Consider the following 14970-nt stretch of genomic DNA (forward strand, 5'->3'; position numbering starts at 1 on the left):
TGTTACTCACTCTCGCTACCCGGCGGCGCAGGAGGCGCGCTGGGTAAATCGGTATTGTTATCGCCCAGCAGAATATGATCGAGGATCTGGCGGGTGATGATACCCACGGTCGGGCCAGCCCCGCCGTTTTCCAGAATAATCGACATCGCGACTTTAGGGTTCTTATATGGGGCAAATGCGACCATTAATTTATGATCACGTAAATGTTCTGCGATCTTGTGCGCATTATAGGTTTCATTTTCTTTCAGGCCAAAGACCTGTGCCGTACCGGATTTTGCCGCAATTTTATAGGGCGCATCATCGAAACTTTTGTGTGCGGTACCGTTAGCGCGATTAGCCACGCCATACATACCGTCCTTCGCCACTTCCCAATAGCCAGAGTGGATATTGCCAATTTGCTGATTCTCGGTCTGTCGGAAAGGCACAATCGTGCCATTTTCCCGCGAGCTATAAAGCAGATGCGGCGTTTTGACCTGGCCGTCGTTGATCAGCGTAACCAGAGCTTTGTTCATCTGGATAGGCGTTGCCGTCCAGTAGCCTTGACCGATCCCGACCGGAATAGTATCCCCCTGATACCAAGGTTTTTTAAATCGCCTGAGTTTCCACTCGCGCGTTGGCATGTTGCCAGCACTTTCTTCCGAGATATCGATACCCGTTTTCTCGCCATAACCAAACTTATTCATCCATTCGGACAGGCGATCGATTCCCATGTCATAAGCGACCTGGTAGAAGAAGGTATCCGCAGATTCTTCCAGAGATTTGGTGAGATTAAGGCGACCATGTCCCCATTTTTTCCAATCGCGGAAGCGTTTTTCAGAACCGGGTAATTGCCACCAGCCGGGATCAAATAGGCTCGTGCTGGTGGTGATAACGCCAGCCGTCAGGGCGGAAACCGCAATGTAGGGTTTAACGGTGGAGGCGGGAGGATAAATTCCCTGTGTTGCACGATTGATCAACGGACGATTAGGATCGTTTTGTAGCTTTGCATAATTTTTGGTGGAAATCCCGTCGACAAACAGATTGGGGTCGTAACTGGGCGTGGAAACCATCGCCAGAATACCGCCGTCTCGTGGGTCGGTCACGATCACTGCGGCACGGCTGCCTTCCAGCAGTTTCTCAATGTAGATTTGCAGGTTCAGGTCCAGCGTCAGATAAATATCACGCCCGGCCTGCGGTGGCTGTTCGTGGAGCTGGCGGATCACGCGGCCACGGTTGTTAACTTCAACTTCTTCATAACCAGGTTTACCGTGCAGCAAATCCTCGTAATGACGTTCGATACCCAGCTTGCCGATGTCACGCGTCGCGGAGTAATCGGCGATTTTTTCTTCTTTGATCAGCCGTTCTACGTCTTTATCGTTGATTTTGGAGACATAACCTGTGACGTGTGTCAGCGCAGAACCGTAAGGATAATAGCGTCGTTGATAGCCTTTAACCTCAACGCCGGGAAAGCGGTATTGGTTGACGGCAAAACGGGCGACCTGAATCTCATCGAGCCCAGCTTTTACTGGAATGGAGGTAAAACGGCGTGAACGCTTGCGCTCTTTTTCAAAATTTTCCAGATCGTCGTCGGTCAAATTAACTATGGGGCGCAGGGCTTCCAGCGTTTCTTGCAGGTTGTCGACTTTGTCGGGCACCAGTTCTAATTGATAGATGGTGCGGTTCAACGCCAGCGGCGTACCGTTACGGTCGTAGATGATGCCGCGACTGGGCGCGATAGGAACCAGTTTAATGCGGTTTTCGTTGGAACGCGTGCGATAGTCATCAACACGCAAAATTTGCAGATGATAAAGATTAGCGACTAATACACCGGAAAGCAGCAAAATGCCCAGAAAGGCTACCAAAGCACGGCGCACGAACAGAGCGGACTCAGCCGTATAATCACGAAAGGGTTTACGTTCTACTTTCATCCAGTGTTATTTCACATGTTTCATCGTATCGCCTTACTCCCGATGGTAAGGGTGATTAGTCGTAATACTCCATGCACGGTACAGACTCTCTGCCACCAATACACGAACCAACGGGTGCGGCAGCGTTAATGGCGAGAGTGACCAGCTTTGTTCCGCTGCGGCTTTGCATTCCGGCGAAAGCCCTTCAGGCCCGCCAATCAGCAGACTGACATCGCGCCCATCCTGTTTCCAGCGCTCCAACTGTTGCGCCAAGTGCGGCGTCTCCCAGCGAGTACCTGGAATATCCAGCGTAACAATACGGTTACCTTTGCCTACCGCAGCCAGCATCTGTTCGCCTTCGCGCTCCAGAATGCGTTTGATATCGGCATTTTTACCCCGCTTTCCCGCTGGGATTTCGAGCAATTCGAAAGGCATGTCTTTCGGGAAGCGTCGCAAATAATCGGTGAAACCAGTCTGCACCCAGTCGGGCATTTTGGTGCCAACGGCGACCAGTTGCAGTTTCATGCTAGCCCCACAGCTTTTCCAATTCGTATAACTGGCGGCTTTCTTCTTGCAAGACATGAACCATCACGTCACCTAAATCGACAACAACCCAGTCAGAGGCATTTTCACCCTCAACACCGAGTGGGATTAGACCCGCCGCGCGTGAAGATTGCACGACGTGATCGGCAATAGAAGCGACATGACGTGTAGACGTGCCCGTACAAATAACCATGTAATCGGTGATGCTGGATTTACCCTGGACGTTGAGTACAACGATATCCTGAGCTTTTAAGTCATCGACCTTATCAATAACGAAGTCTTGGAGTGCTTGACCTTGCAAAGGTTCCCCCTCAGTGGCGTTTTGTCAGTAACTGATGAACGCGTGTGGCGCTGAATTGTTTAGGAAAAATGTAAATCACCGAGTAATTGCCGAGAATTTCCGCTTTTCCCGGTGATTGAAACCAGCCGCGGAGTATATCACGCACTTTTGCCGAGTGGTATAAAGCCCGTAGCTGATGGGGGGAAAACCTGCGCTATTGGTACAGGCCGTGTTCGTTGATGTAACGGAGTACGACGGGAGGTAATAAATCATGGCAGTCCAAACCTTGCTGGCGTCGCTGGCGAATATCCGTTGCGGAAATAGTGACCAGTGGTGTGTCTGCTAAGAAGATTCGTCCATGCGGTTGCTGATGAAGATCCTCTGGCGCGTGAGTCAGATGATCGTCAAGCCATTGTTGTAATTCTGGCGTTTCCAGCGTCGAGCGATAGCCGGGGCGTGCGCACACCAGCAAATGACAAACGCCGAGCAGATCCTGCCAGCGGTGCCAGTGGTGTAGCGTCAACAGCGAGTCCTGCCCGATGATAAAGCCCAGTGGCGCGTCATGGCCTTTTTCAGCCCGCAGCGCCTCCAGCGTATCAATGGTGTAGGAGGGTGTTTGCCGTTGCAGTTCACGATCGTCCACGGTAAAGAGCGGGTTGCCTTCCACAGCCAGTTCAGCCATATGAAAACGCTGCCGGGAACTGGCTTCGGGCTGCTGTCGATGCGGCGGAACGTTATTGGGCATTAAGACGACCTGAGTCAATCCCACGAGTTTTGCCAGTGCGGTCACCGGCTGAAGGTGTCCGTAATGAATGGGATCGAACGTGCCGCCAAAAAATGCGGTTAGTGATGGCACAGCGGGTGACTTATTCAGATGAATGCCTCCGGCAAGGCTTTTCCGCATAGCAGCATGGCAAGCGATTCAAGTTCAGACCAAACGGACTGACCATAGTCTTGCTTTAACGTTATTTCTACCTGCGTCAGCAATCGCACGGCCTGCTGTAGCTGCTGAAGAGAGAGCCGCTGTAATGCTTGAGTGAGCAGGTCACGCCGGTTTTGCCACACTTTTTGCTGATCGAATAACGTACGTAGCGGTGTGTCTGACATGCGCCGTTTCAGCGCCAACAGCTGTAGCAATTCACGCTGCAGCGTACGCAGTAAAATGACGGGTTCGCAATCTTCTTGCTTTAGCTGCTGCAAAATGTGCCACGCGCGTTTGCCTTTGCCTGCCAGTAACGCATCAAGCCAATGGAACGGCGTGAAGTGAGCGGCATCGTTGACCGCATTTTCTACGCGTGGCAGGGTCAGTTTGCCGTCGGGATAAAGCAGCGCCAGCCGCTCTAACGCCTGAGACAGCGCGAGAAGGTTGCCTTCATAGCAATAGCAAATGAGCTGCGTGGCCTGTTCATCCAGCGTCAACTTCATGGCTTTGGCGCGTTGAGCAACCCAGCGGGGGAGCTGGCCCTGTTCCGGCGTCAGGCAACTAATGTAGACACTGTCTTGCGCCAGCGCTTTGAACCAGGCGCTGTTTTCCTGCGCTTTAGTCAGTTTATGACCGCGCAAAATCAGTAAAATATCGGGGTGTAACAATCCAGAGAGCTTGACCAGATTTTCGCTCATCGCCGCATTCGGACCGTTTTCCGGCAAGAGCAGCAGGAGTGATTGGCGCGAGGCAAACAGGCTGAGCGCCTGACAGGTGCTGAAAACCGCATCCCAGTCGGTATGAAGATCCAGAATGAAGCTGAAATGCTCGCTGAATTCGTGCTGTTGAGCGACCCGTTTAATGCTGTCGAGACTTTCCTGCAGCAAAAGCGGGTCTGTACCAAAGACCAAATAACAACCGCGCAGCCCCTCATGGAGCTGCGCGGTGAGTTGTTCGGGGTAAAGCCGAATCATGAACGCTTGGCGGCAGTGGGTGAATCGGTGGACTGCAGCCGATTTTTGACTTCCTGACTACCGTTGATGGTCAGCAATTTACGCACCAACTGCTGGGCAGCCTGCTCACGCATTTCCTGACGGACGATGTCCTGTTCGGCATCTTTCGCCAGTGCAGCCAGCGGGTTATCAAAGAACGTGCGGAACACCGTCACGCTGAGCGGATAAATATCTTCACCCGGCATCAGCACTTGTGCCTGCAACGTTAGCACCATCTGGTACTCCGCTGTTTTACCGTCCTGAAAAATAGAAACGGTATCGCGCGTTTCGCTTGAGCTCAGTACCCGCAGAGACGGGATATCCTGACGCGTCGCATCGTCAACGATTTTCACATCGCTGAGACGGAGCTGCTCGCGTACCGCACGCGTTAGCGGACCATAAGGGTCACTGCTGTCGAGCACCAGTGTTTGTAACTGCGCAGGCACTTGTGTCGTGCCGCGCAGATGAAAACCACAGCCCGCGGTGATTAACACCGCCAGCCCCAGCACCAACGTGAATAGACGATGTCGCACAGTTCCTCCTTGCCTTAACCCACAACCAGGTTAAGCAGTTTGCCAGGGACATAAATCACTTTACGAACTGTGACGCCGTCCAGATATTTCGCGACCAGCGGTTCCTGAGCAGCGCGTTCGCGAACCTGTTCTTCACTGGCGTCGGCGGCAACGGTAATTTTACCACGTACTTTACCGTTAACTTGAACGACGACCAGCTTGGAGTCTTCTACCATCGCGTTCTCATCTGCAACCGGCCACGGTGCAGTATCGACATCGCCTTCACCTTGCAGCGCTTGCCACAGTGTAAAGCAGACGTGTGGAGTGAACGGATACAGCATACGAACGACGGCCAGCAGCGTTTCCTGCGTCAGCGCGCGATCCTGATCGCTTTCCTGCGGTGCTTTTGCCAGCTTGTTCATCAGCTCCATGATGGCGGCGATCGCGGTGTTGAAGGTCTGGCGACGGCCGATATCATCGGTCACTTTAGCGATAGTTTTGTGCAGATCGCGGCGTAGTGATTTCTGATCTTCGGTCAGTGTAGTGATATCCAGTGCCGTTACTGCACCTTTCCCGGTGTGCTCGAATGCCTGTCTCCAGACGCGTTTCAGGAAGCGGTTCGCGCCTTCTACGCCGGATTCCTGCCATTCCAGCGTCATTTCTGCCGGAGAAGCAAACATCATGAACAGACGAACGGTATCTGCACCGTATTTCTCTACCATGATCTGCGGGTCGATGCCGTTGTTTTTAGACTTCGACATTTTACTCATGCCCGCGTAGACGACGTCACGGCCTTCGTTATCTGTCGCTTTAACGATACGACCTTTCTCATCACGCTCAACGGTAACGTCGGTAGGAGAAACCCAGATGCGCTCGCCGTTATTACCCAGGTAGTAGAAGGCATCGGCTAGCACCATGCCCTGACACAGCAGGCGTTTGGCGGGTTCATCGGACGTAACCAGACCGGCATCGCGCATCAGTTTGTGGAAGAAGCGGAAGTACATCAGGTGCATGATGGCGTGTTCGATACCACCAACATATTGGTCAACGGGCAGCCAGTAGTTGGCAGCAGCCGGATCCAGCATCCCTTGATCGTACTGCGGGCAAGTGTAGCGCGCGTAGTACCAGGACGATTCCATAAAGGTGTCGAACGTGTCGGTTTCACGCAGCGCTGGCTGACCGTTAACCGTCGTCTTCGCCCATTCTGGGTTAGATTTCAGCGGGCTGGTGATGCCATCCATCACGACATCTTCCGGCAGGATCACCGGTAACTGATCTTCTGGCGTCGGGATGACTGTACCGTCTTCCAGTGTCATCATCGGGATGGGCGCGCCCCAGTAGCGCTGACGGGATACACCCCAGTCGCGCAGGCGATAGTTGACTTTACGCTCGCCAATGCCTTTTTCTACCAGTTTATCGGCAATGGCATTGAACCCAGCCTCGAAATCCAGGCCGTCAAATTCACCAGAGTTGAACAGGCTGCCTTTTTCGGTCATCGCCTGAGCGGAAAGATCGGGCTCGCTGCCGTCGGCATTTAGAATAACTGGCTTGATGGACAGATCATATTTGGTGGCGAATTCCCAGTCGCGTTGGTCGTGGCCCGGAACGGCCATGACGGCGCCTGTGCCGTATTCCATCAGAACAAAGTTGGCAACCCAGATAGCGACTTTTTCACCGTTCAGTGGGTGAATGGCATACAGGCCGGTCGCCATGCCTTTTTTCTCCATCGTCGCCATATCGGCTTCAGCGACTTTGGTATTACGGCATTCTGCAATGAAATCAGCTAGCGCGGGATTTGTTACGGCAGCCTGCGCTGCAAGAGGGTGGCCTGCGGCAACAGCAACGTAGGTCACGCCCATGAACGTATCTGGGCGCGTAGTGTAAACACTCAGCTTCTCTTCACTGTCTGCCACGTCAAAGGTGATTTCCACACCTTCGGAACGGCCGATCCAGTTACGCTGCATGGTTTTGACCTGCTCAGGCCAGCTTTCCAGCGTATCCAAATCATTCAGCAATTGGTCTGCATAAGCGGTGATTTTGATAAACCACTGCGGAATCTCTTTGCGTTCAACCTTGGTATCGCAGCGCCAGCAGCAGCCGTCGATAACCTGTTCGTTCGCCAGCACGGTCTGGTCGTTTGGGCACCAGTTAACGGCGGAGGTTTTTTTATAAACCAGGCCTTTTTCGTACAGCTTGGTGAAGAACCACTGTTCCCAACGGTAGTAGTCGGGTTTACAGGTCGCGATTTCACGATCCCAGTCATAGCCAAAGCCCAGCAGTTTGAGCTGGTTTTTCATGTAGTCGATGTTGGCATATGTCCAGGGGGCTGGCGCGGTGTTGTTTTTAACCGCTGCGCCTTCGGCTGGCAGACCAAACGCATCCCAACCGATCGGTTGCAGAACGTTTTTTCCCAGCATGCGTTGATAGCGGGAAATCACGTCGCCGATGGTGTAGTTACGGACGTGGCCCATATGTAGTCGGCCAGAAGGGTAGGGCAGCATGGAAAGGCAATAGTATTTTTCCTTGCCGGGCTGTTCGGTAACTTTAAATGTCTGCTTCTCTTGCCAGTGAAGCTGGACGTCCGCTTCTATCTCTTCTGGGCGGTATTGCTCTTGCATGGCTGCCAGGGGTCCTGTTTAGTGAAGAATCGCTACGCGAGTAGCCTCTTCTGATTCATAACAAAAGATCCGCATAGCATAGCCGTAAGCGGCGCGGGCAACAACACCCAGCGCCCGACTGAGGAATATTTCTGATCTGTAAGCAACATACTGCGAGGGATTGCGCAAATTGGCGACAATTCCTCAGACAGGTGGGGAAAATAATCTAAAATAGAGAGAGATAGGCAACGTATCGGTTTTTGGCCTTCTGTGCCAGACGGCGAATAGTCGTTCTTTATCACCTTTCAACCCGCTTATTCAGGAGGAAGCATGAATAAACTAGCCCGCTACTACCGCGAGTTAATGGCTTCAGTGACGGCTCGGCTGAACAACGGTGAACGCGATCTCGACAGTTTGGTGCTGAGCGCCCGTAAAACCTTGCAGGAAAGCTCGGAGCTGACGCAGAAAGAAATAGAACAGGTAATTCAAGCTGTTCAGCGCGATCTGGAAGAGTTTGGCCGCAGCTATAGCGAAAGTCAGGATGAATTTACCGACAGCGTTTTTATGCGAGTAATTAAGGAAAGTCTGTGGCAGGAGCTGGCGGATATTACGGATAAAACGCAGTTGGAGTGGCGCGAGATCTTTAAAGATGTGAATCATCACGGGGTGTACCACAGTGGTGAAGTGGTGGGGCTAGGTAATCTGGTGTGTGAGAACTGCCATTACCATATCGCGTTCTACACGCCGGAAGTCTTGCCACTCTGCCCGAAATGCTCACATGATCTGTTTCATCGCCAGCCGTTTCAGCCGTAAGGCTGCTGGACGCGCTGAATAGAGAAAGCGTGCCTTACGGCACGCTTTGACGGGTATTAATGCAGGATTTTCGCGAGGAAGTCTTTAGCACGTTCGGACTGTGGGTTATTGAAGAAATCATCCTTGCGGGTGTCTTCAACGATTTTGCCCTCGTCCATAAAGATCACGCGGTGCGCCACTTTACGGGCAAAGCCCATTTCATGGGTGACGACCATCATGGTCATGCCTTCTTGCGCTAATTCAACCATGACGTCCAGTACTTCATTGATCATCTCTGGGTCAAGCGCAGATGTCGGCTCGTCAAATAGCATCGCTATAGGATCCATACACAACGCGCGGGCAATTGCGACACGCTGCTGCTGGCCGCCGGAGAGCTGCCCTGGATACTTGTTGGCGTGTGCCGATAGCCCAACGCGTTCCAACAGCTTCTGCGCTTTGGCTTTAGCTTCCTCGCGTTTGCGTTTTAGTACCTTTACCTGCGCCAGCGTCAGGTTCTCGATAATCGACAGATGCGGGAACAGTTCAAAGTGTTGGAACACCATACCCACTTTAGAGCGCAACTGGGCTAGATTGGTTTTTTTATCGTTAACGGCAATGCCATTGACGGTAATGTCACCTTTTTGAATCGGTTCCAAGCCATTCACGGTTTTGATCAGGGTTGATTTACCGGAACCAGAAGGCCCGCAGACGACTACGACTTCACCTTTTTTTACTTCTGTGGAGCAGTCGGCTAGCACCTGAAATTGGCCGTACCATTTAGAGATATTTTTCAGGGAAATCATCAAACCGTCCTTTTTTTCAGGTAACTGACCAGCATTGAGGCAGTAATGCTGAAGAGAAAATAAATGAATCCTGCAAACAGGATCATTTCAACTTGTGTTCCGTCACGCTCGCCGATAGTTGAGGCGGTACGGAAGAAATCAGCGAGGCTAAGTACGTAAACCAGTGAGGTATCCTGAAACAGAACAATCCCTTGCGTCAGCAACAGCGGCACCATGGCACGGAATGCCTGCGGTAGAATAACCAGCTTCATGGATTGCCAGTGTGTCATCCCTAATGCTAACGCTGCGGAGGATTGACCGCGCGATACGCTGATAATGCCCGCACGAATGATTTCCGAATAATAGGCTGCCTCGAACAACGAGAAGGCTACCATAGCTGAAATCAGTCGAATATCGGTTTTCGGCGATAGCCCAAGCACATTTTGTAATAAGCTAGGAACCACCAGATAGAACCACAGCAGAACCATAACGAGCGGAACAGAACGGAATAGGTTCACATAAAGTTTGGCGAACCAGCTAATCGCCTTTATCGGTGACAGACGCATCACCGCCAGAATCGTGCCCCATATAATCCCAAATACTACCGCTGTCAGCGTAATTTTGAGTGTGACTACCATCCCCTGAATCAGGTACGGCATGCTTGGCCCAATTGAGCTCCAGTCAAATTCATACATGATTTATTTGCTCCCCATATTGCCCGGCAAACGAGTTTTTCGCTCAACGACCTGCATGATCAGCATAATGACGGCGTTGATGCCAACGTACGCCAGCGTGATAGCGGTAAAGGATTCATACGCATGGGCGGAATAGTCCAGCAGTTTCCCCGCTTGTGCCGCCATATCAACCAGACCAATCGTGGAAGCGATAGCCGAGTTTTTTACCAGATTCAGCATTTCTGACGTCAGCGGCGGAACGATCACGCGATACGCATTGGGCAGTAACACATAACGATAAGTTTGTGGCAGCGTCAGACCCATCGCCAGCCCGGCAGCTTTTTGCCCACGTGGTAGCGACTGGATGCCTGCTCTCACCTGCTCACAAACGCGTGCCGCGGTGAAGAGCCCCAGACAAATCATCGATGACAGGAAGAACTGAATATTGGGGTCTAACTCGGCTTTAAACCACATACCGATGTTGACGGGAAGAAGCTCAGGAACGACCAGATACCAGGTAAAGAACTGGACAATCAGTGGGACGTTGCGAAATAGCTCGACGTAGCAAGTACCAATGCTCGAAAGAAAACGGTTCGGGACGGTACGTAAGATTCCAAATAAAGAACCAATGAGGAAGGCGATAATCCAGGCACAGATAGATAATGTGACGGTGACTTGCAGACCGGACAGAATCCACCCGAGGTAGGTTGTGTTGCCGAAGGGGGCATCTTGTAGAAATATGCCCCAGTTCCAATCTATTGACATAACGAACTCCGGTAAAAAAAGGGTAGCGAAGCTACCCTGAAGATTGATGAGCGGCCATATTCCCGTTCTTTTTCAAACTACAGGCGTAGTGCTTATTTTCCTGTTTATCGAAATTTCTCGGGGCAACATGTGATGGGGAACGACCATCACATGCCTGTCTGTCCTGCCACGAATCAGCAATCAGAGGGCAGAGTGATTCTGCCCTTATTCTCATTATTAATTAGTTTAGTGCTTTGTCATTTGGCGCTTTGAACAGCGCTTTCATTTCGTCTGAAAGGGCAAAGTTCAGGTTAAGATCTTTTGGTGGAATAGGCTGTTTGAACCAGCGATCAAACCATTTATCGGCTTCACCGGAGGTTTGCACTTCGGCGATAGTATCATCAACCAGTTTCTTGAATTGCGGATCGTCTTTACGCAACATACAGCCGTAAGCTTCTTCAGACTGGGCTTTACCGACGATATCCCACTGATCGGCGTTTTTCGCTTTCGCACGTTCGCCAGCCAGCAGAGCATCATCCATCATAAAGGCGACAGCACGGCCGCTTTCCAGCGTACGGAAGGAGTCGCCATGATCTTTCGCACTGATGATGCGCATCTTCATTTGTTTTTCTTCATTCAGCTTATTCAGCAGAACTTCAGAGGTTGTACCGGAGGTCACTACGACAGTTTTACCCGCCAAATCCGGGAAGTCTTTTACGCCGGAATCTTTTTTGGCTAACAGGCGCGTACCGACAACGAAAATGGTGTTAGAGAACGCGGCTTGTTTCTGACGCTCCAGATTGTTGGTCGTTGAGCCACATTCCAAATCGAATGTACCGTTCTGTAATAGAGGGATACGGTTCTGAGAGGTAATAGGAAGTAGTTTGACCTGCAGGTTAGGCGCATCCAGTTTTTTCTTAATCGCTTCGACAATTTTGTCAGAATAGGCCTGAGAATAGCCGACGACTTTCTGCGTATTATCGTAGTAAGAAAAAGGGACGGATGATTCACGGTGGCCAATGACGATCACGCCATTATCTTTGACCTTTTTCAATGTACCGGCCAGATCTTCAGCCTGGGCTGCACTGGCGGCAGTGCCAAGAAGAATCAGTGATAATGCCAGTTTACGCATTTGCATGTTCTAACTCCTTTGCTGTCGTTGCTGCAATAGTTATAGCGCTGTCACCAATAACCATAGGGTTAATGTGTCCGTTATCTTCAAGTTAACATTGTCTTCAAGTTAACAACGTGTCGCTGAATCACTCATGACACTTTGCTACTTTTCAGTGAGAACGTTGCACCGTTAAAGCGCGAAGTTACTGCGTACACAGTTAAAAAGTAGCTGATTGTAAATAGATTGAAATGGAAATGTTTTCTTTTTGCGATATTCGCCGCACCAAATGGCAGCAATGTCAGAGATTGGCACCAATTTGGTGCGTCAGTTGCCCTGTGAGAGAGCTTTACGCTGACGTAATATCCAAAAAAATATAGAAACAACCCTTTACAGGGTAATAAGAGGCAAATACCGTGCCATAAATAAAAAAGGCATGCAAAAGCATGCCCTTAGGGAAGAGAGGTGAGGGCTGGTTATCGGCGACGTAAACCGAAGAAGACCGCAGCGATGCCGCCCAGCAGAGTAACAAGCCAGAGCGGCCAGGAACCGAAGCGTGCATAAGGCGTTATCCCTGTGGCAGGAACCACCTGAGTGTCCAACACGGCACGCGTAAACTGCGGCAGACTGGCGTTGACCTTGCCATCTGGCGTAATCACCGCTGTGACGCCGTTGTTGGTACTACGAACCAGAGGGCGACCTAATTCCAGCGCGCGCATGCGTGCCATCTGAAAGTGTTGCCATGGGCCGATTGAGCGGCCGAACCAAGCATCGTTCGAGATGGTCAGCAGCATATCGGTGTCTGGCCGAAAATTATCACGCACCTGTTGGCCTAAGATGATTTCATAACAAATGGCGGCGTTAAGTTTGAAGCCATGAACAGAAAGCTGTGGCTGAACATAGTCACCTCGGCTAAACGACGACATCGGCAGATCGAAAAACGGGGCCAGCGGGCGTAACAGCGTTTCTAACGGGACAAACTCGCCGAAAGGCACCAGATGGTTTTTGTTGTAACGGTTCGTCGTAGGGTAGTTGTACGGATCTTTGTCGCCGAGTACGATAATTGAGTTATAGAAATCGGTCTTATTACCATCACGCCGGATATCGACGATACCCGTAATCAGGCTGCTATCATGGCTACGCAGGGTATCGTCAATCTGCTTCAGATACGCGCCCTGACGGCTTTCAATATCAGGAATAGCGGTTTCCGGCCAGATAACAATAGGCGCCTTGTCCATATAGGGCAGACTGTTATCCAGATAGATTCTCAGTGTATTCAACAACTCATCTTGTTCCCACTTCATGGCCTGCGGGATATTGCCCTGTACCAGCGCGACATTGACGGCACGTTCAGGTTGCAGGGTATACCACTGCACGCTGCGCAGCGGCCATGATAAAACGAAAACACCGATAGCAATGGCCGCTGGTGCGATTTTTCGTTGATTGATGGCATAAACAAACAGTCCGCTGAGGCACATCAATAGGAAGGTAATGGTGTCGATACCCAGAATGGGCGCGATACCTTTTAACGGGCCATCAATTTGGCTGTAACCGAATTGCAGCCACGGAAATCCGGTGAGCACCCAGCCGCGCAGAAATTCGGTTAGCTGCCAGAGTACGGGAGCGGCAAGCGCCAGACGCCACAGCGTTGTTTTCGGCCACAGGCGTGAGATTAGGGCAGAAAACAGCAGAGGATAGAGTGACAGATAGGCGGCGAGCAGAATGACTATCGCAACATTGACAGGGCCCGGCATTCCGCCAAATTGCGCGATGCTGACGTAAACCCAGTTTACGCCGCTGCCGAATAGGCCTAAGCCCCAGCAAAATCCTATCCAGGCTGACTGGCGAGCGGTACGGTTTAGCGTCAGCGCTTGTAGGCCCATGAGCGAAATAATCGCCGCAGGCCAGAAATCAAAGGGAGAAAACGCCAGCGTGCCACAGGCACCAAATAAGAGCGCCAGCAGGGCTTTAACCTGCTGGCGTTGTAAAAAAGAAGCGACAGCCATTGCCAAATTATTCTTCCAATTTTGGTTGAGGGGCATTGTCAGGGATTCTGACATGAACCTGAATAATACGGCGGCTATCTGCCATCGCAACCTTAAACAGGTAACCTTCTATGTCGATGGTTTCGCCACGGGCAGGAAGATGCCCGAAAGACTGCATGACCAAGCCGCCGATGGTGTCGACCTCGTCATCGCTGAACCGTGTGCCGAAAGCTTCGTTAAAATCTTCGATATCGGTTAAAGCTCGAATGGTGTAAGTCTGGCGGTTAAGCTGACGAATATCTCTGTCTTCTTCATCGTCGTATTCATCTTCAATTTCGCCAACAATCAGCTCAAGGATATCTTCAATCGTGACCAGGCCGGATACGCCACCAAACTCATCGATGACAATCGCCATGTGATAGCGCAGCGAGCGGAACTCATTCAGCATCCGATCAACGCGTTTACTTTCCGGCACAACAACGGCGGAACGCAGAACTTTATCCATACTGAACGGCTCGGAATCGCTGCGCATAAACGGCAGCAAATCCTTGGCCATCAGGATGCCTTCAATGTGGTCTTTATCTTCGCTAATGACGGGGAAACGGGAGTGGGCGGATTCGATAATCACGTCCAGACACTCTTCCAGCGTTTGATCGCGCTTGAGCGTAATCATCTGCGAGCGAGGGATCATGATGTCGCGCACACGCTGGTCGGCGATATCCATAACGCCTTCGAGCATATCTCGTGTTTCAGGATCGATCAGTTCATTCTGTTCGGAATCACGAATTAGAGTAAGTAAACCGTTACGATCTTTTGGCTCGCCGTGAAAAAGCTGATTAAGAATAAGAGAAAAGAAGCCCTTTTTGGGACTGGGTGCATCGCTGTTTTGAGAATGGTCGTCGCTCATGCGTTTTAGTTAACATCACTCTTGTTAAAGGATTATTGCCAGCAACTGGAAGCGGCACAGTGGCTGATGTGGAACAGATAAGTACCCGACATCTTCCCGATCTCGGGGAGACCCGTCATACTTCAAGCTGCACGTGCGTTGGCTGCGTTCACTCACCCGAATCACTTACCTGAGTAAGCTCATCGGGATTCTTTCCCTTGCCGCCTTCTTGCAACTCGAATTATTTAGGGTCACATAAAATGT

At 51.2% G+C, this 14970-nt stretch carries 14 protein-coding genes; 1 reads left to right on the top strand and 13 read right to left on the bottom strand.

Going from position 1 to position 14970, the window contains the following annotated elements:
• Positions 1–2 precede the first annotated feature (2 nt).
• From mrdA to leuS, 7 genes are all read right to left on the bottom strand, one after another.
• Positions 3–1907 (bottom strand): peptidoglycan DD-transpeptidase MrdA, encoded by a 1905-nt coding sequence (mrdA, locus tag GZ59_RS06410; RefSeq protein WP_011092890.1) that lies wholly within the window; start codon positions 1905–1907, stop codon positions 3–5.
• Positions 1908–1940: 33 nt separating this feature from the next.
• Positions 1941–2411, bottom strand: a complete 471-nt coding sequence (gene rlmH, locus GZ59_RS06415) for a 23S rRNA (pseudouridine(1915)-N(3))-methyltransferase RlmH (RefSeq protein WP_011092891.1) — start codon at positions 2409–2411, stop codon at positions 1941–1943.
• A gap of 1 nt (position 2412) precedes the next feature.
• Positions 2413–2730 carry a ribosome silencing factor gene (gene rsfS, locus GZ59_RS06420; protein WP_005976293.1) on the bottom strand — a complete coding sequence of 106 codons (318 nt, stop codon included), beginning with the start codon at positions 2728–2730 and terminating at the stop codon, positions 2413–2415.
• A gap of 193 nt (positions 2731–2923) precedes the next feature.
• Complete coding sequence (nadD, locus tag GZ59_RS06425; protein WP_039290759.1) at positions 2924–3613, bottom strand: nicotinate-nucleotide adenylyltransferase; 690 nt, start codon at positions 3611–3613, stop codon at positions 2924–2926.
• Positions 3580–4605 carry a DNA polymerase III subunit delta gene (holA, locus tag GZ59_RS06430; RefSeq protein WP_011092893.1) on the bottom strand — a complete coding sequence of 342 codons (1026 nt, stop codon included), beginning with the start codon at positions 4603–4605 and terminating at the stop codon, positions 3580–3582. Before holA ends, nadD begins: the two co-directional genes overlap by 34 nt.
• Entirely contained in the window at positions 4602–5156 is a 555-nt protein-coding gene (gene lptE / locus GZ59_RS06435) for an LPS assembly lipoprotein LptE (RefSeq protein WP_011092894.1), read from the bottom strand. Before lptE ends, holA begins: the two co-directional genes overlap by 4 nt.
• Before the next feature lie 14 nt (positions 5157–5170).
• On the bottom strand, positions 5171–7753 hold the full coding sequence (leuS, locus tag GZ59_RS06440; RefSeq protein WP_039290762.1) for a leucine--tRNA ligase: 2583 nt from the start codon (positions 7751–7753) through the stop codon (positions 5171–5173).
• 309 nt (positions 7754–8062) lie between these two features.
• Between leuS and GZ59_RS06445 the strand changes: the two genes are divergently transcribed.
• A complete protein-coding gene (locus tag GZ59_RS06445) occupies positions 8063–8545 on the top strand; it encodes a zinc ribbon-containing protein (protein WP_011092896.1) in 483 nt (160 codons plus the stop codon).
• 56 nt (positions 8546–8601) lie between these two features.
• On the opposite strand, the gene GZ59_RS06450 is transcribed toward GZ59_RS06445, so the two are convergent.
• From GZ59_RS06450 to corC, 6 genes are all read right to left on the bottom strand, one after another.
• Positions 8602–9327 carry an amino acid ABC transporter ATP-binding protein gene (locus tag GZ59_RS06450; protein WP_011092897.1) on the bottom strand — a complete coding sequence of 242 codons (726 nt, stop codon included), beginning with the start codon at positions 9325–9327 and terminating at the stop codon, positions 8602–8604.
• A complete protein-coding gene (gltK, locus tag GZ59_RS06455) occupies positions 9327–10001 on the bottom strand; it encodes a glutamate/aspartate ABC transporter permease GltK (protein WP_011092898.1) in 675 nt (224 codons plus the stop codon). Before gltK ends, GZ59_RS06450 begins: the two co-directional genes overlap by 1 nt.
• 3 nt (positions 10002–10004) lie before the next feature.
• Positions 10005–10745: an amino acid ABC transporter permease gene (locus tag GZ59_RS06460; RefSeq protein WP_011092899.1), complete on the bottom strand. Its 741-nt coding sequence runs from the start codon at positions 10743–10745 to the stop codon at positions 10005–10007.
• A gap of 220 nt (positions 10746–10965) precedes the next feature.
• Entirely contained in the window at positions 10966–11862 is an 897-nt protein-coding gene (locus GZ59_RS06465; protein WP_011092900.1) for an amino acid ABC transporter substrate-binding protein, read from the bottom strand.
• Between the two features lie 449 nt (positions 11863–12311).
• A complete protein-coding gene (gene lnt / locus GZ59_RS06470) occupies positions 12312–13841 on the bottom strand; it encodes an apolipoprotein N-acyltransferase (protein ID WP_011092901.1) in 1530 nt (509 codons plus the stop codon).
• A 7-nt stretch (positions 13842–13848) separates the two neighbouring features.
• Entirely contained in the window at positions 13849–14727 is an 879-nt protein-coding gene (gene corC / locus GZ59_RS06475) for a CNNM family magnesium/cobalt transport protein CorC (protein ID WP_011092902.1), read from the bottom strand.
• Between the last annotated feature and the right edge of the window lie 243 nt (positions 14728–14970).

The organism is Pectobacterium atrosepticum, assembly GCF_000740965.1.
Classification (GTDB): Bacteria; Pseudomonadota; Gammaproteobacteria; order Enterobacterales; family Enterobacteriaceae; genus Pectobacterium; species Pectobacterium atrosepticum.

What these genes read in the sequence shown, in the direction of transcription:
- mrdA (WP_011092890.1), bottom strand. Translation starts at nt 1,907, where the DNA reads ATGAAAGTAGAACGTAAACCCTTTCGTGATTATACGGCTGAGTCCGCT.
- GZ59_RS06450 (WP_011092897.1), bottom strand. Translation starts at nt 9,327, where the DNA reads ATGATTTCCCTGAAAAATATCTCTAAATGGTACGGCCAATTTCAGGTG.
- holA (WP_011092893.1), bottom strand. Translation starts at nt 4,605, where the DNA reads ATGATTCGGCTTTACCCCGAACAACTCACCGCGCAGCTCCATGAGGGG.
- GZ59_RS06465 (WP_011092900.1), bottom strand. Translation starts at nt 11,862, where the DNA reads ATGCAAATGCGTAAACTGGCATTATCACTGATTCTTCTTGGCACTGCC.
- lnt (WP_011092901.1), bottom strand. Translation starts at nt 13,841, where the DNA reads ATGGCTGTCGCTTCTTTTTTACAACGCCAGCAGGTTAAAGCCCTGCTG.
- GZ59_RS06445 (WP_011092896.1), top strand. Translation starts at nt 8,063, where the DNA reads ATGAATAAACTAGCCCGCTACTACCGCGAGTTAATGGCTTCAGTGACG.
- gltK (WP_011092898.1), bottom strand. Translation starts at nt 10,001, where the DNA reads ATGTATGAATTTGACTGGAGCTCAATTGGGCCAAGCATGCCGTACCTG.
- rlmH (WP_011092891.1), bottom strand. Translation starts at nt 2,411, where the DNA reads ATGAAACTGCAACTGGTCGCCGTTGGCACCAAAATGCCCGACTGGGTG.
- GZ59_RS06460 (WP_011092899.1), bottom strand. Translation starts at nt 10,745, where the DNA reads ATGTCAATAGATTGGAACTGGGGCATATTTCTACAAGATGCCCCCTTC.
- corC (WP_011092902.1), bottom strand. Translation starts at nt 14,727, where the DNA reads ATGAGCGACGACCATTCTCAAAACAGCGATGCACCCAGTCCCAAAAAG.
- nadD (WP_039290759.1), bottom strand. Translation starts at nt 3,613, where the DNA reads ATGCGGAAAAGCCTTGCCGGAGGCATTCATCTGAATAAGTCACCCGCT.
- leuS (WP_039290762.1), bottom strand. Translation starts at nt 7,753, where the DNA reads ATGCAAGAGCAATACCGCCCAGAAGAGATAGAAGCGGACGTCCAGCTT.